Here is a 17,058-nt window from a genome sequence, read left to right on the forward strand (position 1 = left end):
GGGCGCGCCGCATGGCGATGGTGTGTGAACGGCGTCACGTCTGCATGGGCGCCAGCGAGGAGGAAGAATTCATGCGGGTCCTGGTCACCGGAGTTTCCGATCCGACCGGTCGCGCGGTGGCACGCATGCTGCTGGCCGCCGGGCACGACGTGGTCGGGCTGGACCGGGCACGGCACCGGTACGTCGACCCCCGGGTCGAGGTGATCACCGGCGACCCGGCCGAGCCCGCGCTGTGCGCACGGGCCGTCGCCGACTGCGCCGCGGTGGTGCATCTGGGCGGATCACTCGCGCCGATCGCGTCGGCGGCCCGAACGGCCGGAGCGCGGATCGTGGTTCCGGTGGTCGCCGGTGCGGATGCGGCGGCCGAGGACGTCGTGCGCTCCAGCGGCGCGGCGGCCTTGATCGTGCGCACCGCGCCGGTCGCGGGCAGGCGTGTCGAGGGCGAGAGCTGGCGGACCCTGCGCAGGCTGCTCGGCTCCCACCGCGCGGGCGGATTCCAGGTGCTGCACACCGACGACTTCGAACGCTTCTTGGTGCTGGCCGCGGGGTCCGCGCGCACCGGCGCGGTCGAACTGGCCGCGCCCGGCGTGATCTCCGGCGCGGACGCGGACCGCATCCGCGCGGCGGCGGGAACGCGGAAGTGGCGACGGAAATCCGGCACGACACCGCAATTGGATACCGCTGCACAACACGAATGGGGGTTCCGCTGCGGATGGACCGCGTCCGAGGTGGCGGCGGACATCGTTCGCGGACTGTCCGGTCGCAGGCTGGACGGCGACGAGTTCGTCACCCGGCCAGGGGCGATCCCGCTGCCCGGCTATGTCATACCCGCCCGCGCGGCGACTTCGGACGGACACGCCCTGGTGTCGGTCGCGCCGGAAGGTCTCGAGGGTGAGTTCGACGATCGCGTCGACCCGGCCTACCCGGTGCACACCGCGACCAATACGTCCGAGGCGCTGCCAGGACCGCTCACCCCGCTGACCGTGGATCTGCAGGCGGGCGCGATCCGGCTGGCCAATGCCGCGATGGGCCGGATGATCGCGCTGGACGGCATCGCGCTGGAGCACTGGACCAGCCGGGTCACCACGGTGCTCGGCCACCACATCTACATCAACGCCTCCATCGGGGTGCTGGCCGCGGAGAACATGCCCGGCTGGGACGAGCAGAGCATCCGCCGCGATGTCTACGGCAACATCCCGGCCGAGATCTCGCTCACCCCGCACGGCAAGCCGCCGACGCCGACCGGATTCGCCAGCACCCGCGCCACGTGGCGCGCGGCGGGCCGGGTGCTGCGCACCGCGCTGCGTTATCGCGAGACCACCGACGACATCAACGCCGCCGCGCATCAGGAAGCCCTCGGGGCGGCGGCGATTCGCGAACTCACCGATGAACAACTGCACGCCCGCGTGCTGCTGTGGCGGGACCGGCTGAATCAGTCCTGGGCGGCGGCGTCCATCGGCGTGATGATGACCGGCGCGGCCACGGCCATCCACTCCCGCGGCAAGGAAGCCGCGACCGTGCCCATCGATCTGGAACGGCTGGAGTCGGCCAGGACCATGCTCGCGGTGGAACGACTCGCCGCACTGTGCCGGACCGACCCCGCGTTGCACGACGCGGCGCACGCGGGCGATGTGACCGCCGCGCGGGCGATCTCCCCGGCGTTCTCCGCCGCGCTGGACGAGGAGCTGCGGCGGATCGGGCATCGCGGACCGGGCGAGTGCGAACTGCTCAACCCGACCTTCGGCGACCGGCCGGAGCTGCTGGTGACCGCCGCCGCCCGCGCCGCGCAGATGCCCGCGCCCAAGCGCGAACCGGTCGGCCCCGCGCCGAGCCGCACCGCGCGGATGGCGGCGGGGGCGACGATGGCGCGCGAACGCGTCCGCGACGCCGTGGTCCGCTACACCCACTGCCTGCGCCTCGCCGTGCGGGAGCGGGCGCAACGGCTGATCCGGCACGGGCTGCTTCAGCAGGCCGAGGACGCCTGCTTCCTGACGCTCGACGAAATCCTCTGGGCGCCTGCCGATCTGGCCGAGCGGGTAGCACGACGGCGAGCGGAGCTGACCCGGTTGCAGGGCGTCCGCATGCCGGATGTGATCGCGGGCGACTGGGAGCCGCTGCCGCATGCGGACGCGTTGCTGCCCGGTGACAGCCTGTCCGGCATCGGGGTGTGCCCCGGCGTCGTGGAGGGCACCGTGAAACGCGTGCTGTCACTGGACGACGACATCGAGCCGGGCGACATCCTGGTGGCGTCGGTCACCGACACCGGGCACACCGCGATGTTCGCCTACGCGGCAGCGGTGGTCACCGACATCGGCGGTTCCGCGTCCCACGCCGCCATCGTGGCCAGGGAATTCGGCATTCCCTGCGTCGTGGACACCAAGACCGCCAGCGCCCGGCTGGCCGATGGGCAGCGCGTGCGCGTCGACGGGGCGGCCGGCACGGTCACCCTGCTCGCCGGCGCCTGAGCCGTGGCCGGGGTCGCGCACCCCGGCCCACCTGCCGGTTCGGCGCCGCCGGGCCGCGACCCTATGGAAGGAATGAGCCAGTGACGATTTCGCGTGCTGTCCGCGGGGCGGTGACCGGTGTCGCCGCCGCATTGATCGCCGTGTTCCCGTCCACCACCACTGCATTGGCGAGCCCCGGACTCGTGCATACCGTGCACGACCGCTCCATGCAGCTGTCGACAGCGCCGAATGCCAGGGACATCGGTGACTATCCCACCCAGGGCAGCGGCAAACTCCGCACCGGCGTCGTGTTCCGCACCGACGCCCTGGACAAGCTCACCGCCGCCGATCAGCAGAAGCTGGTGAGTTCCGGTATCACCGCGGTGATCGATTTCCGCAGCCCGAACGAGACCGGGGCCAACCCGGACAAGCTCCCGGCGTCGATTCCCACGCTCGCGCGTCCGGTGTACGACCCGGGCAACGACTTCTACCTGCTGGTGGGCAAGGCGGTGCAGGGCGGCCCCGCCGTGCAGCAGCAGATGTTCGGCGACGGCAAGGCCGCGGGCATCATGCGCGACTACTACCGCTGGATGGTCACCGACGCCGGCGCTCGCGCGCAGTTCGGGACCGCCGTCCGGGATGTCGCGAACGCGAACGGGCCGGTGCTGTACCACTGCACCGCGGGCAAGGACCGCACCGGATGGATGACCGCCATCCTGATGACGGCGCTCGGCGTCCCGAAGGGACAGGTGTACAAGGACTATCTGGAATCGAACGACAACCTGGCCGCCGGTAACAAGGCCGTGATGGACGGCCTGGTGGCCAAGGGGCTGGTCACCGACCCCGCGCTGTTCGATCCGATCCTCGGCGTGCGCGCCGAATACCTCGACGCCGCTTTCGACCAGGCCGCCGCGTCGTTCGGATCGTTCGACCGGTTCGTCAGCGACGGGCTCGGCGTCGACGGCGCCACGCTGGACGCGCTGAGAACCAAACTGCTGCCGCGGTAGTCGATGACCGCAGCGGGCCGGGTGGAGCATGTCCACCCGGCCCGCTCGGTCGTTCCGGGGCAGGGAAGGCGGCGCGGGCTGGTCACGAACTCGTGATCGCTGAGCGGCCCGCCGCTGGCATGCGGGGGTGGTGGCTTCCCTTTCGAGCCCGGGATGGTGTGGAAGCGACATCAACCCGCTGACTGATGCGGTGTCCGCCTTCGGGCACAGCACGTCTACTTCTCAGTGGTGATGCGCCGAGCGCGGCGGGTCGCGACACTGGAGACACGCCGGTCGGGGCATCGCTACAGCGTCAGCGTCGAGTCGAGTGAGGAGTCGATCAATGGGACAGCAGGAGTGGCGCGGGACGGTCGTGAAGAAGTCGCGTGGATTGCTGGACGGCGCGAATCTGTACCGGCGCTTGCATATTCGCTTGCCGGACGGCAGCACGATGAAGATTCGTGCGAGCCGAGCGTTGTGGGAGTCGCTGGAGATCGGCGACTCGGTGACCAAGCGGGCCGGAGCCGATCCGGTCAAGGATTGACCTGCCGGATCGGCTCCATTGCGCGGCGAGCAGGAGAGGATGCCGCGACAGCGATCTCCTACTCCGGCGCGATCAGCACTTCACGCAGTCGCACCAATTCCTCGGTGGTGAGCCCGCTGCTCAGCAACCATTCCGTCGCGCCGCCGTGGTCAGCGGACAGTTTCGCGAGGAAACGCCCCATCACCTCGGCCTCGACGCCGAGAATGCCGGTGCTCACCGGGGGCAGCCCGGTGTAGGAGGGGAGCGCGTCGAGCCGGTCGCGGACGCGGTGCATGCGTTCACCGGTCAGGGCGTAGTCGGCCGCGATGGCCTCCGGCGGCACGCCCACCGCGTCCAGCAGCACCGCCGCCAGCACGCCGGTGCGGTCCTTGCCCGCCGCGCAGTGGAACAGCACCGAATGGCTACCCGAGTCGATGACCAGGCGTACCGCCGCGACGATGGAGTCGGCGCTGCCCGCCAGCAGCTTCTCGTACAGGTCCACCAGATCCACCCGGCTGGAATCGGGCACCAGATCCCGCGCGGCCAGCGAGGATCGCGGCGATTTCCGCACCGGCAGGCAGACCCGCCGCACGTCGGCGCCGGCCAGCAGGCCGTAGCCCTCGCGCTCCACCTCGTCGGGCAGCCGCAGATCGATCAGGGTGCGCAGACCGATCGGCCCGAGCAGTTTGGCCAGGTCGGACTCGGTGAGATTCTGCGGCGTGCTGGAACGGTAGACCACCCCGAAACGAGTGGCGCCCCCGCCCCGCACGGGAAGCCCGCCCAGGTCGCGAACATTATCGATCTGGGCGAACTCGACCCAGCGTTCCTGTGGCGCGGTGGATTCGCCCGTGATGTCAGTGGGCACGGCCGGCCGCCGCCTCGTCGGCGCGGTTCAGGCCGCACAGTCCGATCAGGTCCTCGTGCAGTTCGAACCACACGGTGTGGTAGCTGTCGAGCACGGGTCGCGCGACCCATGCGTGATCACCGGCGGCGATCCGCTCGATCGCCTGTGCGAAGCGGGTGGAGTACCGGGCCAGCCGCGGCGCGACGTCGCCGATCCGCCGCAGCAGCGGTTGCACGGCATGGTGCAGATCGGTCAGCCTGGTCAGCACCGCACCGTCGTATTCGGCGTCGGCGTGGTCGTTGACGGTGGCGGGGTCCTTCATCTGCCATGCGGTGACGATTTCTTTCAACACACCGTTGAACTCGCAGAATTCGGCATAGACGGAGGCGATCGCGGCCCGATCGACTGCCCGTCGCTCCAGCGTCAGCAGGCCGTCCAGGTGTCGGCGGCCGTCCGGGGTGAGCCGCACGCCGATCGGTGTCGCGGCGCACCAGCCCCCGGCCACCAGTTCTTCGCATCGAGCGGCGACGGTCTCGGTGGGCGCGCCTACGCTCGCGGCCAGCGCGTCGTGAGCGGCCCGGCCTTTGATGCCGATCAGCCGCAGCAGATCGAGGTCGGGAATCTCCGTCACCGTCGCCGGTGCTGCCGCGTGCGCCTTCGCCGAGACGTCCGTCGCCCGCGCGTCGAGCCAGGTCGCCAACCCGTCGATGTCGGTGCCCGCCCACCCGGCCAATCGGGCGACGTCGGCGAGGGTGGCGGCATCCACGGGTTTGCCTTCGACCCGGCCCGGCCAGACCGTGCCCGCGCCGCCGTCCACGGTCACCACCCGACCGGCCAGTGCCGCGACGACACCGGGGCCGCACCCGACCACGCACGGCCTGCCGATCTCACGGCCGACCAGCGCGGCATGCGAAGTGGCTCCGCCCAATTCGGTGACGATCGCCTTGGCGGCGATCATGCCGTGCAGGTCGTCGGGGCTGGTGGTCGGGCGGACGAGGATCACGTCCTCGCCCGTCTCCGCGCGGCGCTCGGCCTCGTGCGGATCGGTGACGACGACACCCGAGGCCAGGCCGGGACACGCCGCTTCGCCGCGAGCAATCGGTGTCCCGCTGTACTCCCCGGTCGCCGGACGCAGCACGGTGCGCACCTGTTCGGCGGTGACCCGCTTCAGTGCCTCGTCGGCGCCGATGAGCCCTTCCTCGGCCATCGCCACCGCGGCGCGCACGGCCGCGCGCGCCGAGCGCTTGGCGGGCCGCGACTGCAACAGCCACAAGGCGCCGGATTCGACGGTGAACTCGATGTCCTGGATATCGCGGCCGTCGCGTTCCAGCAGGTCGGCCGCCGCGACGAGTTCGGCGTGCACCCGGGGCAGCAGCGTCGCCAGTTCGTCGAGCGGTCGCGGAGTGGTCCGGCCGGACACCACGTCCTCCCCCTGCCCGCCGACCAGCCATTCGCCGAACAGCGCGCGTTCCCCGGTGTTCGGGTTCCGGCTGAACAGCACGCCGGTGCCGGACTTGTCATCGAGGTTGCCGAAGACCATGGCTTGAACGGTGACGGCGGTGCCCAAGGTTCCGGACACACCGCGATTGCGTCGATACGTCTGCGCCCGAGGCGAATCCCAGGACCGGAACACCGCGCTGATGGCCGCCCGCAACTGCTCCCAGGGATCCTCCGGCACCGCACCGGCGGGGTCACCCAGTACGGTTTCGCGATATTGGGTGCGGAACCGCTCCCGGGTGTCGGCCGCGTAGCCCGGGTTCCCGGTCTCCGCGGCCAGCGCTCGCGCCACCGCCTCGTTCATGCCGAGGTTCAGCACCGTGTCCATCATCCCGGGCATGCTCACCGCGGCGCCCGAGCGGACCGATACCAGCAGCGGGCGGGTGCCGGAGCCGAAGACACGTCCGGTGCCGCGCTCCAGGGCGGCGATGCCCGCTCGGACACCGTGCCAGATGTCATCGCCGATCTCCCCGCGCGTCGAGAAGTCGGCCCAGCCGTCGATGGTGATGACGAACGCGGGCGGCACCGACAGGCCGAGTGCGCGCATGCGGTTGACGCTCCACGCCTTCCCGCCGATGCGGTCCCGGGACAGCGAACAGGCGCCGTCGAGTTCGACGACCGGCCCCGCGCCCGCTGCCTCGTCGTTTCGCTCCACTAGCTCTGCTCCGGCCGTCATGTCACTCCTTAGCAATCACTGCTGCGCTCCAGCGCGATTCGGATCTCCTGCGACGGACCGTGCCCGGCGGGAACCGCGGCGCACACCTGTCGCTCGATTCGAGCCTGCCGCGCCGCCGGTCACCTGCCGTACCCGTGGTCCCGGTGAGCAGGACGACCGGCACCGCACGAGCCGGCCGGCCCGCTGTCCGAAGCTGCCGGTCGTCGCCCTCGGTGCGCAGCGCCGCACCGGTGCACGGGGCCGCGCTGCGCGATCTCTCGACCGGGATCGGGTTCCCGGTCAGCGGGATGTCCGGCGGCGATCGGACCGTATCGAGCTGCCGGTGCGGCACGATCGGGGCATGGATCGACGGCGGGCGGCCGGTGGGCTCGGATCAGGATCTGCTGCCGCGCCCGACCGTCCGCAGCACGACTCCGCGACGATTCCGGCGGTGCTGGCCGAGCGGGCACGCCGCGACGGCGCGCGGCTCGCGGTGCTAGCGCCGCAGGGGCAGTTGACCTACGCCGAACTCGCCGTGGCGGCGCAGCGCGTCACCCGGGCGGTGCTGGCGCGATCGGTGCGGCCCGGTGACCGGGTGGCGATCTGGGCGCCCAACACCCCGCGATGGATAGTCGCCGCGCTCGGCGTGCTCGGCGCGGGCGCCACGCTCGTGCCCATCGGCACCCGCCTGCGCGGGCCGGAGGCCGCCGACATCCTCGCCCGCAGCCGCTGTCGCATGCTCCTGACCGTGGGTGCGTTTCTCGGCGTCGACTACCCGGAAATGCTGCGTCAGACCGGGCACCCGCTGCCCGAGTTGCGGACCACCGTCCTGCTCGACGAGACGTCCGAGTATTTCTCATGGTCGCGTTTTCTTGCGCTCGGCGACGAAGTATCCGTCGCAGAAGCATGTGCCCGGACCCGGTCCGTACACCCGGATTCGGTCTCCGACATCCTCTTCACCTCCGGCACCACCGGAATACCGAAAGGCGTGCCGTCCACCCACCGGCAGACCATCGAGGCGTTCAGCCACTGGGCCGATGCGGTCACCCTGTCCGGCGATGACAGATATCTGCTGGTCAATCCCTTCTCGCACACCTTCGGCTACAAGGCGGGGATCATCGCGTGCCTGCTGCGCGGCGCCGCCATGGCGCCGATGGACCGATTCGAGCCGGAGCAAGTGTTCGATGTGATCGAGCGCCGCCGGATCACCGTGCTGACCGGTCCTCCCACCCTCTTCCACGACCTGCTCGCGCACGGCGGTCCAGTCGGCCGCGATCTGAGTTCCCTGCGCCTGGCGGGCACGGGTGGTTCGAGTGTGCCGACCGAATCGGTGGAGCGAATCCGCCGAGAACTGGGCGCCGAAAAGGTCTTCACCGGTTACGGGTTGACCGAATCCACCGGCATCGCCACGGTCTGCACCCCCGACTCCCCCGCGAGACTCCTCGCCGAGACCGCAGGAAAGGCGCTGCCCGGCGTGCGGATTCGGATCGTGGACGATTCCGGACGACCGGTACCGGTCGGATCACCCGGCGAGATCGTGATCTCCGGCCCCAACGTGATGCGCGGCTACCTCGACGACCCCGCCGCGACAACGTCCGCCATCGACTCGGGTGGCTGGTTGCACACCGGCGACATCGGGACCCTCGACACCGACGGCTACCTCCGCATCACCGACCGCCGCACCGATACGTTCATCGTGGGCGGATTCACCGTCCACCCCGCCGAAGTCGAGCGAATCCTCCGCACCCACCCCGATATAGCCGAGGCCGCGGTAGTCGGCGTCCCCGACGCTCGTCTCGGCGAGGTCGCCCACGCCTACGTCGTCCCCCACGACCCCACCGAATTCGACCCCACAGAGATCATCGCGTGGACCCGCACCCGCATGGCCGGATACAAGACCCCCCGCCACATCGAGGTCGTAGCCGCACTACCGCGAAACGCCAGCGGCAAGGTCCTCAAGCGCGTCCTGCGCTCGCAGGGGTCTCAGTCCTGAGCACTTCAGAGACCTGCCCACGCCTACAAAGGTGCCCGTTGGGTGTGCCCTACGAGGCGGCGGTGGACCCGGAGACTTCCACTCGGCGCTCAATCGCTTCGAAAATCCCGATATCGGTCTTCTTCTGCCACTCGGGCAACTGCTTCCCACGGCGCGATATAGCCAGGCTTCGGGTCCGGTATCCGCGCCAGAATCTGCCCGATCCAGCAGATCGCCACGAATTGCCCTTTCAGCTCCGGACTCAGGCGCGCAGCCGCGTTCCCCGTGAGTTCGAGGAAGGCGACCACCTGACCGTAGACCGCCGCCGCGCATGCTTGCCGAATTCATGTGCCAGGTCCATTTACTCGACCTGACGCTCGAACGCGCGCGAGCTGAGGTATATCCACCGTCTGCATCGCCCGGGCGAGTGCGTCGTGCACCTGGAGGCGAGCTGTCTGTTGCTGATCGAGGACGACGACTGAGTGCGTCCGGCGGGGCGCTGTCGCCACCGCCGGACGCGCTGTCAGGCGACCTCGTTCTTCATCTGGGCGGTGAGGATCTTCTGATATCCGGCACCGAAAAGTCTTGGCAGCCAATCGATGACGTGGGCGTCCGTGCCGATCAGGATTTTCGCCTTGTTCTTGCGGATGCCGTTCACGATGACGCGGGCGGCGTGCTCGGGGGTGGTCTTGGCCAGGCGGTCGAAGTTGGCGGCCAGGGCGTCGCGGTCGCGGTCGCCGCCCGCCCGTGCCTTCCAGGCGATGTCGGTTTTGATCATGCCCGGGTGCACGCTGCTGACGCCGACCGCGTGCCCGGCGATGGTCATCTCCTGCCGCAGCGCGTCGGTGAAGGCGCGGATGGCGAATTTCGTCGCGCTGTAGGCGCCTTGGCTGGGGCAGGCGGCCAACCCGAACATGCTCGACACGTTCGCGATGTGGCCGTCACCGGAGGCGATGACATGCGGCAGGAACGCTTTGGTGCCGTAGGCGACGCCCCAGAAGTTGATGCCGACGATCCATTCGAAGTCCGCCCAGCTGAGTTCCTCCACGTTCGCCGTCAGCGAGACTCCGGCGTTGTTGACCACCAGATTGATCCGGCCGAAATCCCCGGCCACCTCGTCGGCGTGGCGGTATACCGCATCCCGGTCGGTCACGTCCAGCTTGTACGCGCGGGCTTGCGCGCCTTCCTTGCCGCACAGCGCCGCGGTCTCGGCGACGTTGTCCACGTTGCGGCCCGACAGCGCCAGCCGGGCACCGCGGCGGGCGAGTTCGATCGCCACCGCCCGGCCGATGCCCGCGCCGGCGCCGGTGATCACCGCGGTCCTGCCCTCGAAATTCTTCACAGTCGATTTCCTTGTCTCGCTCGGTGGTCGGTCCGCCGGGTCGCCCTGCCGGATGTCCTCACAGGCACGTGTAGCCGCCGTCGGCCACGAATTCCGAGCCGGTGCTGAAGCTCGATTCGTCGCTGATCAGGAACAGCACCAGGTTCGCCAGTTCCTCAGGTCGGCCGGCCCTGCGGATCGGCTGGTTGCCCGACATGCCCTGCGAGCGCGCGGAATCCGCGGTCATCTCGGTGACAACGACGCCAGGGTGCACCGAGTTGACGCGGATGTTGTCGGCGGCGAACTCCTGCGCGGCGGTCTTGGTCATGCCGCGCACGGCCCATTTGGACGCGGTGTAGCCGAGGATGTTGGAGAAGGCGATGATGCCGCCGATCGAGGAGATGTTGACGATCGAGCCGCCTCCGGCCCGGCGCATCGACCCGAGCACGGCCTTCATGCCGAGGAAGACCCCGACCTGGTTGACGTCGATCACCTTGCGGAAATCGGCTTCCGCCAGCCGCTCGATGGGATCGACGTGCACGATGCCCGCGTTGTTCACCAGGCCCGAGACCGGCCCGAAGACCTTCTCGGCGAACGTGACCGCGTCGTGCCACGCCGACTCGTCGGTGACGTCGAGCGGGAGGAAGGTCGCCGCGTCGCCCAGCTCGGCGGCGAGCGCCACGCCGTCGTCCACCAGGACGTCGCTGATCACCACGGTGGCGCCGTCGGCGACCAGCCGCCGCGCGAAGGCCGCGCCCATCCCCCTGGCGCCGCCGGTCACGATCACGTTCTTGCCGTCGACGCGTCCCATCAACGCGCTCCTTCCGATGTCTGCGCACGCTGCGCGGTCGGCTGGTTGTCCGCGAGGTGACCGGCGGCGATGTAGCCGAACACCATGGCGGGACCGATGGTCGCGCCCGCGCCCGCGTAGTCGTTGCCCATCACCGAGGCCGAGTTGTTCCCGGCCGCGTACAGGCCGGGTATGGGCTGGTCGTCGCTGTCGAGGACGCGCGCGTGCTCGTCGGTGACCAGGCCGCCCTTGGTGCCCAGATCACCCGGCACCATCTCGACGGCGTAGAAGGGGCCCTGCTCGAGCGGCGCCAGACAAGGATTCGGCCGCACGGTCGGGTCGCCGTAGTACCGGTCGTACGCGGAATCACCGCGGCGGAAGTCCTCGTCGCGACCGGCGCGGGCGAAGCCGTTGAACCGTTCCACCGTCGCGGCGAGCGCGGCGGGCGGCACGCCGATCTTCGCGGCGAGTTCGGCCAAAGTGTCGGCCTGCCGGATGATTCCGGCATCCAGGTACTTCTGCGGAAGCGGACGTTTCGGGAAGTTGCCCAGGAACAGATACCGGTCCCGGAACCGCTGGTCCATGATGAAATGCGCCGGGATGTGCCCGACACCGGCCGCTTCCTGCTCGTACATCGTGTGCACCACGTTCACGTACGGGGCCGATTCGTTGACGAACCGCTCGCCCGCGTGGTTCACCATGATGCCGCCGGGCTGGGAGCGCTCGGCCAGGCAGAAGAACGGCGGCCCGTCGGGATTGCGCACGGACGGGCCCCACCAGGCGTCGTCCATCAGATCGACTGCGCCACCGGCCTTCTGGCCGGCGACGATGCCCTCACCGACATTCTCGGTGGCCCCCACCGTCCAGTCCGTGGACTGGGGGCCGCTCATGTACTGACGGCGCATGTCCAGGTTGTGTTCGAACCCGCCCGCCGCCAGCACCACACCGCGGCGCGCCTTGATCACCACGGGTGTCCCGTCGTGCTCGGCGCGTACGCCGACCACGGCGTTGCCCTCCGTGATCAGTTCGGTCAGCGGCGTGTTCAGCCACACCGGCACCCCGGCGTCGCGCAGCGACAGCCACAAGCGCGCCGCGAGCGCCTTGCCGAGGCTCAACGGCAGCCGTCCGCGCAGCTTGTTTCCCACCGCCTGGATGCCGACCTTGATCGCGGTGCGTTTGCCTGCCCAGGTGCGTGCGATCATGTTCAGATCGTGGAAGTCGCTGACGGTGAAGGCGATGCCCTTGGGGCCCGACATGGTCGGCTGGTTGATCTTGTGCAGGTCGCCGCCGAGCAGCCGTCCGTCCAGCGGGGCAGGTTCGATGCTTCGCCCTTGGGCGAGACCACCGGGGAACTCCGGGTGATAATCGGAATAGCCGCGGTCGTAGACGAATTCCCAATATTTGCTGCGGGCGCCGAGATAGCGCATCATCTCCGGTCCGCGCTCCAGGAAGGCCCGCTGTCTGGCCTCCGGAACCCGGTCGCCGACCACCGCCGCGAGATAGGTGCGGGCCAGTTCGGGGCTGTCGGGCACGCCTTCGCGTTGCAGCACCGGGTTGTTGGGGATCCAGATGCCGCCGCCGGAGCGCGCGGTGGAGCCGCCGAACGCGCGGCTCTTCTCGATCAGCGTCACCGACAGGCCACGGTAGGCCGCGGTCAGCGCGGCGGTCATGCCCGCGGCGCCGGAACCGACAACCACCACGTCGAATTCGAATTCCTGAGTCATCGCGTCGCTTCCCGTCAGTAGCCGCAGCCGGTGAGCATGCCGCCGTCGACCACGAATTCGCCTCCGGTGCAGTAACTGGCCGCGTCCGAGGCCAGGAACACCGCCACATGCGAGACCTCGATGGGCTGCCCCCAGCGCGGGATCGGCAGGCTCGCGAAGAAGCCGTCTCCGTCGACGCCGGACGCGCCCGACACCGCAGCGGTCATCGGCGTGGCGATGCCGCCGGGGTGCAGCGAGTTGACCCGGATGCCCTGGTGGCCCAATTCGCGGGCGGCCGACTTGGTGATGCCGCGGATCGCGAACTTGCTCGCGCTGTAGGCGGACAGGCCGGCCGCGCCGACGAACCCTTCCACCGAGGAGACGTTCACGACCGAACCGCCTCCGGTCGCGGCGAGCGCCGGTGCGGCGGTCTTGATGCCCAGCCAGGTGCCGGTCACGTTGACCGACATGATCGTGGTGAACTCCGCAGCCGTCATCTCGGCGATCGGGAGGAACCGCAGGATGCCCGCGTTGTTCACCAGTGCGTCCAACCGCCCGAAGTGGGTCACCGCCTCCGACACCGCCGCGGACCACTCGGCTTCGCTGGTCACGTCGTGGTGCACGTAGCGCACGGCGTCACCCAGCTCAGCGGCCAGGGTCTTTCCCTCCTGGTCGAGCACGTCGCCGAACACCACCCGCGCGCCCTCGGCCACGAACTGCCGCACGTGCTCGGCGCCCATCCCCCGCGCCCCACCGGTGACCAGCGCCACCTTGCCGTCGAGTTGTCCCACCGATTCCCGTCCTCTCTGACCGTCGCTTCGCACCGACGCTAAGACGCCGGTCGGGGCGCGGCACCGGAGCGTCCCGGCCACCGGGACTAGCTCCTGACCTGAGAAGTTCCACCGGTCATATTTCGATTAGGCATACAGCTTCCGACCGCCCCGCAGCGGGACGAGTCACCCCCGACGTAACCGGAAACGCCCGATCGGGCGATCGACAAGGAGACCGGATGAAGTTCTCGATGATCTTCGAGGCCCAGATGGCCAACCCCTCGCGCGAGCACGAGCACCAGGTGCTGCGCGACTGTGTCGAGCAGGCGGTGCTCGCCGATCAGATGGGATTCGACACCGTCTGGGCGGTCGAGCACCACGGCTTGAAGTGGTACGCGCACATGAGCGCCCCCGAGGTCTTCTTGACCTGGGTGGCCGCCAAGACCGAGCGGATCAGGATCGGGCACGGCGTGGTGTGCATGCCGTTCAACTTCAACCACCCCGTGCGCGCGGCCGAACGCGCCGCGATGCTCGACGTGCTGTCCGGCGGCAGGCTCAACCTCGGCGCGGGCCGCGGCGCGACGCCGGTGGAGACCTCCATGTGCGGCGTCGACCCCGAGCGCACCTATCAGGAGGTCGAGGAGTCGCTGCGCATGATCGGCAAGGCGTGGCAGGACCCGGAAGCCGAATTCGAGTACAACGGTGAGCTCTTGCAGGTCTCGCCGCATTCGCTGCTGCCGAGGCCGGAGCAGTTGCCGCACCCGCCGCTGTTCATGGCGTGCACCAAGAAGGACACGCTGAAGATGGCCGCCGACTACGGAATCGGCGCGCTCGTACTGGGTTTCGCGGGCGTGGAGGAGATCGCGGAACTGCGGCGCACCTATGACGAGGCGATCGCCGCGCGCACCGGTGAGCGTTTCGTCTCCACCGTCGTGAACGATCATTTCGCCGCGCTGTGCCCCACCATCGTCCTCGACGACCGGGAGAAGGCGCAGCAGATCGGCGCCCGCGGGCAGCGGTTCTTCGCGCAGTCGATCAAGCACTACTACGGCGCGGGCCCGGCCCCCGACGAGGCCGTGGACCCGAACGCGGACGAAGTCGCCGCGATCAAGCAGGCGGCCGACGACCACGTGGCCTACCTGCACGAGGCCAAGATTCCGTTGAAGACCGGCGCCACCTCGGTCTTCAACGTCGAACACGCCTACGGCAGCCCCGAGGACGCCATCGCCTACGTCGAGCGGCTGCAGGCCGCGGGCGCCGACGAGATCCTCTGCCTGATCCAGATGGGCACCGTGCCGCAAGAGGCCTGCCTGGAGACCATCCGGCACTGGGGCGAGAAAGTCATCCCCCATTTCCGCAACAGCTGACCCCCGCCCGACATCGAGGAGTTCGACATGGTTGACCTGAATGGAAAGGTCGCCCTGATCACCGGCGCCGCCAGGGGACAAGGCGCCGCCGAGGCGCGGCTGTTCGTGGCACGCGGCGCCCGCGTGGTGATCACCGACGTGCTGGAAGACGAAGGCGCGCGACTGGCCGAATCGCTCGGCGCCGCCGCGCGTTTCGTCCGCCACGACGTCGGCCGCGGCGACGACTGGGAGGCGGCCGTCGGCACGGCGGTCTCGACGTTCGGCAAGCTGGACGTCCTGGTGAACAATGCCGCCATCTACACCGCGAAGCCGCTGACCGACACCGCGCCGGAGGAGTTGGAGCGCATCCTGCGCGTGAATCTGGTCGGCCCGTTCCGCGGCATCCAGGCGGCGATCGGCCCGATGACACGGGCGGGCGGCGGCTCGATCGTCAACATCTCCTCGCAGGCAGGCCTGGAGGGGTTGATGGGCCACTCCGCCTACGGCTCCTCGAAATGGGGACTGCGCGGACTGACCAAGACGGCCGCGCTCGAGCTGGGTCCGGCCGGGATCCGGGTCAACTCGGTGCACCCGGGCCCGATCGCGACACCGATGGTGCCGTACCTGACCACCGGCCCCGGCAGCTTCCCCTCCCTGCCGCTGCAACGCACCGGCACGCCGGAGGAGGTCGCCGAACTGGTCGCATTCCTGGCCTCCGACGCCTCGGCCTACATCACCGGCGCCGAGGTGACGATCGACGGTGGCCTGGCGGCGGGCAAGTTCCTGCCGCCGGACCTCCAGCAGTAGCGGAAGGAGCCGGCCGCCATGCCGCTTTCCCCGCAGGCGCGCGCGATCGTCGATGCCGCGAGCGCCGCGTTCCCGAAACTGGGCACCGACGTGCTCGACGCCGCCGAAGCACGGCGGCTGCTCGCCGCCCGCCCGGCGCCGGTGGTCGATCCGATTCCCGTCGCCGAGGTGTCGGAGCGATCGATTCCAGGGCCGCCGGGCGCACCCGAGATCCGGGTCCGGATCTATCGTCCCGCCGCGGCGGTGCAGCCGCCGCCGATCGTGCTGTTCTGCCACGGCGGTGGATTCGTCCTCTGCGGTCTCGACAGCCATGACCGGTTCTGCCGGGCCATGGCCGTCGGCGCGGAGGCGATCGTGGTGTCGGTGGACTACCGGCAGGCGCCCGAACACCGGTTCCCCGCGGCGGCCGAGGACGCGTACACGGCACTGTGCTGGGTCGCCGACCACGCCGGATCCCTCGGCGGCGACCCGGCCTGCCTGGTCGTGGCCGGGGACAGCGCGGGCGGCAACCTCGCCACCGTGACCGCGTTGCTGGCACGCGATCGCGGTGGCCCCGAGATCGCCCGGCAACTGCTGCTGTATCCCATGCTCGACCCGGCCTGCGCCACCGAATCCTACTGCGAGAACGCCGACGGCTATTTCACCACCGCCGCTCACCTGCGCTGGTATTGGCGTCAATATCTGGGCTCGCACGACGGCGCCGATCCGTATGTCAACCCGCTGACCGCCGACCTGGCCGGACTTCCGCCCGCACACATCGTCACCGCCGAGTTCGACCCGTTGCGCGACGAAGGCGAGGACTACGGGCAGCGGCTACGGCAAGCCGGGGTGGCGGCCGACATCCAGCGCTACGACGGCATGTTCCACGGATTCATGAGCATGGCCGACCATCTGCCCGAGGCGGTGCGGGCCAACACCGCCGCCTACGCGGCCGTTCGGGCCGCTCATGCCGAGCGGCGTCGCTGAACGAGCCCGCCCCACGCACTGTGAGGAACCACCGATGACGATCCGACGGATCGGCCCCGCCTACCCCACCGACGACCTGCCCGCCGCCGTGGCGCTGCTGACGGCCGTCCTCGCCGCCGAACCCACCGTCGTCGACGGCGACCGCTGGGCCCAGTTCGACAGCAACGGTGTCCGCGTGATGCTCGCGGGCACCGACCGCGAGGACGACGATCCGTTTCTCGCGATCAAGGTGGACGACCTGGATGCCACGTTGAACCGGCTGCGCGCCAGTGGCTTTCCAGCGACGCAGCCGGTGATCGGCCCGCACGAACGCCGCGCCGTCCTCCGGCCGACACCCGGCTGCGCATGGCACATCGCCATCTACGAACCGATCAGCCCTGGTCCGATTCCGGTAGACCGACCGGGAACACCGGAATAGCGCGGAATTACGGCGC

At 69.8% G+C, this 17,058-nt stretch carries 14 protein-coding genes; 8 read left to right on the forward strand and 6 right to left on the reverse strand.

The window, feature by feature from the left end:
• Positions 1-71 precede the first annotated feature (71 nt).
• The 3 genes from NB3_RS36540 (at position 72) to NB3_RS07750 (ending at position 3,974) form a co-directional block, all read left to right on the forward strand.
• On the forward strand, positions 72-2,465 hold the full coding sequence (locus NB3_RS36540) for a PEP-utilizing enzyme (protein ID WP_169810653.1): 2,394 nt from the start codon (positions 72-74) through the stop codon (positions 2,463-2,465).
• A gap of 80 nt (positions 2,466-2,545) precedes the next feature.
• A complete protein-coding gene (locus NB3_RS07745; RefSeq protein WP_067798702.1) occupies positions 2,546-3,451 on the forward strand; it encodes a tyrosine-protein phosphatase in 906 nt (301 codons plus the stop codon).
• A 322-nt stretch (positions 3,452-3,773) separates the two neighbouring features.
• The gene (locus NB3_RS07750; protein WP_067798704.1) at positions 3,774-3,974 is read left to right on the forward strand and encodes a DUF7489 domain-containing protein; all 201 of its coding nucleotides are present in this window, start codon (positions 3,774-3,776) and stop codon (positions 3,972-3,974) included.
• Positions 3,975-4,032: 58 nt separating this feature from the next.
• On the opposite strand, the gene NB3_RS07755 is transcribed toward NB3_RS07750, so the two are convergent.
• Both NB3_RS07755 and NB3_RS35800 read right to left on the reverse strand, forming a co-directional pair.
• On the reverse strand, positions 4,033-4,818 hold the full coding sequence (locus NB3_RS07755; RefSeq protein WP_084485950.1) for a tyrosine-protein phosphatase: 786 nt from the start codon (positions 4,816-4,818) through the stop codon (positions 4,033-4,035).
• Complete coding sequence (locus NB3_RS35800; protein ID WP_084485952.1) at positions 4,808-6,970, reverse strand: pyruvate, phosphate dikinase; 2,163 nt, start codon at positions 6,968-6,970, stop codon at positions 4,808-4,810. Before NB3_RS35800 ends, NB3_RS07755 begins: the two co-directional genes overlap by 11 nt.
• A 340-nt stretch (positions 6,971-7,310) precedes the next feature.
• Here NB3_RS35800 and NB3_RS07765 point away from each other — a divergent pair, with 340 nt between their 5' ends.
• Positions 7,311-8,942, forward strand: a complete 1,632-nt coding sequence (locus tag NB3_RS07765; protein ID WP_084485953.1) for a FadD3 family acyl-CoA ligase — start codon at positions 7,311-7,313, stop codon at positions 8,940-8,942.
• A 502-nt stretch (positions 8,943-9,444) separates the two neighbouring features.
• Here NB3_RS07765 and NB3_RS07770 read toward each other — a convergent pair.
• Genes NB3_RS07770 through NB3_RS07785 form a run of 4 tightly spaced genes read right to left on the reverse strand, consistent with a single transcriptional unit; the run spans position 9,445 to position 13,526 of the window.
• Complete coding sequence (locus NB3_RS07770) at positions 9,445-10,263, reverse strand: SDR family NAD(P)-dependent oxidoreductase (RefSeq protein ID WP_067798713.1); 819 nt, start codon at positions 10,261-10,263, stop codon at positions 9,445-9,447.
• A gap of 58 nt (positions 10,264-10,321) precedes the next feature.
• The gene (locus NB3_RS07775; protein ID WP_067798720.1) at positions 10,322-11,053 is read right to left on the reverse strand and encodes a glucose 1-dehydrogenase; all 732 of its coding nucleotides are present in this window, start codon (positions 11,051-11,053) and stop codon (positions 10,322-10,324) included.
• Positions 11,053-12,756 carry a 3-oxosteroid 1-dehydrogenase gene (gene kstD, locus NB3_RS07780; protein ID WP_067798723.1) on the reverse strand — a complete coding sequence of 568 codons (1,704 nt, stop codon included), beginning with the start codon at positions 12,754-12,756 and terminating at the stop codon, positions 11,053-11,055. The genes NB3_RS07775 and kstD overlap by 1 nt, the downstream gene beginning before the upstream one ends.
• A gap of 14 nt (positions 12,757-12,770) precedes the next feature.
• The gene (locus tag NB3_RS07785) at positions 12,771-13,526 is read right to left on the reverse strand and encodes a glucose 1-dehydrogenase (RefSeq protein ID WP_067798726.1); all 756 of its coding nucleotides are present in this window, start codon (positions 13,524-13,526) and stop codon (positions 12,771-12,773) included.
• Positions 13,527-13,744: 218 nt separating this feature from the next.
• Here NB3_RS07785 and NB3_RS07790 point away from each other — a divergent pair, with 218 nt between their 5' ends.
• The 4 genes from NB3_RS07790 to NB3_RS07805 are packed head-to-tail and all read left to right on the forward strand — an operon-like array spanning position 13,745 to position 17,042.
• Positions 13,745-14,872 (forward strand): LLM class flavin-dependent oxidoreductase, encoded by a 1,128-nt coding sequence (locus NB3_RS07790; protein ID WP_067798729.1) that lies wholly within the window; start codon positions 13,745-13,747, stop codon positions 14,870-14,872.
• 27 nt (positions 14,873-14,899) lie between these two features.
• Positions 14,900-15,658, forward strand: a complete 759-nt coding sequence (locus tag NB3_RS07795) for a glucose 1-dehydrogenase (protein WP_067798732.1) — start codon at positions 14,900-14,902, stop codon at positions 15,656-15,658.
• 18 nt (positions 15,659-15,676) lie between these two features.
• Positions 15,677-16,624 carry a LipP1 family hormone-sensitive lipase gene (gene lipP1, locus NB3_RS07800; RefSeq protein WP_067798735.1) on the forward strand — a complete coding sequence of 316 codons (948 nt, stop codon included), beginning with the start codon at positions 15,677-15,679 and terminating at the stop codon, positions 16,622-16,624.
• Positions 16,625-16,658: 34 nt separating this feature from the next.
• Positions 16,659-17,042, forward strand: a complete 384-nt coding sequence (locus tag NB3_RS07805; protein WP_067798738.1) for a VOC family protein — start codon at positions 16,659-16,661, stop codon at positions 17,040-17,042.
• Positions 17,043-17,058 lie beyond the last annotated feature (16 nt).

It is taken from the genome of Nocardia beijingensis NBRC 16342 (assembly GCF_001612785.1).
Lineage (GTDB): Bacteria > Actinomycetota > Actinomycetes > Mycobacteriales > Mycobacteriaceae > Nocardia > Nocardia beijingensis.

Excerpts from the sequence above, each read along its gene's own strand:
- NB3_RS07805 (WP_067798738.1), top strand. The coding sequence starts at position 16,659 with ATGACGATCCGACGGATCGGCCCCGCCTACCCCACCGACGACCTGCCC.
- NB3_RS07790 (WP_067798729.1), top strand. The coding sequence starts at position 13,745 with ATGAAGTTCTCGATGATCTTCGAGGCCCAGATGGCCAACCCCTCGCGC.
- NB3_RS07765 (WP_084485953.1), top strand. The coding sequence starts at position 7,311 with ATGGATCGACGGCGGGCGGCCGGTGGGCTCGGATCAGGATCTGCTGCC.
- lipP1 (WP_067798735.1), top strand. The coding sequence starts at position 15,677 with ATGCCGCTTTCCCCGCAGGCGCGCGCGATCGTCGATGCCGCGAGCGCC.
- NB3_RS07775 (WP_067798720.1), bottom strand. The coding sequence starts at position 11,053 with ATGGGACGCGTCGACGGCAAGAACGTGATCGTGACCGGCGGCGCCAGG.
- NB3_RS07750 (WP_067798704.1), top strand. The coding sequence starts at position 3,774 with ATGGGACAGCAGGAGTGGCGCGGGACGGTCGTGAAGAAGTCGCGTGGA.
- NB3_RS35800 (WP_084485952.1), bottom strand. The coding sequence starts at position 6,970 with ATGACGGCCGGAGCAGAGCTAGTGGAGCGAAACGACGAGGCAGCGGGC.
- NB3_RS07795 (WP_067798732.1), top strand. The coding sequence starts at position 14,900 with ATGGTTGACCTGAATGGAAAGGTCGCCCTGATCACCGGCGCCGCCAGG.
- NB3_RS36540 (WP_169810653.1), top strand. The coding sequence starts at position 72 with ATGCGGGTCCTGGTCACCGGAGTTTCCGATCCGACCGGTCGCGCGGTG.
- kstD (WP_067798723.1), bottom strand. The coding sequence starts at position 12,756 with ATGACTCAGGAATTCGAATTCGACGTGGTGGTTGTCGGTTCCGGCGCC.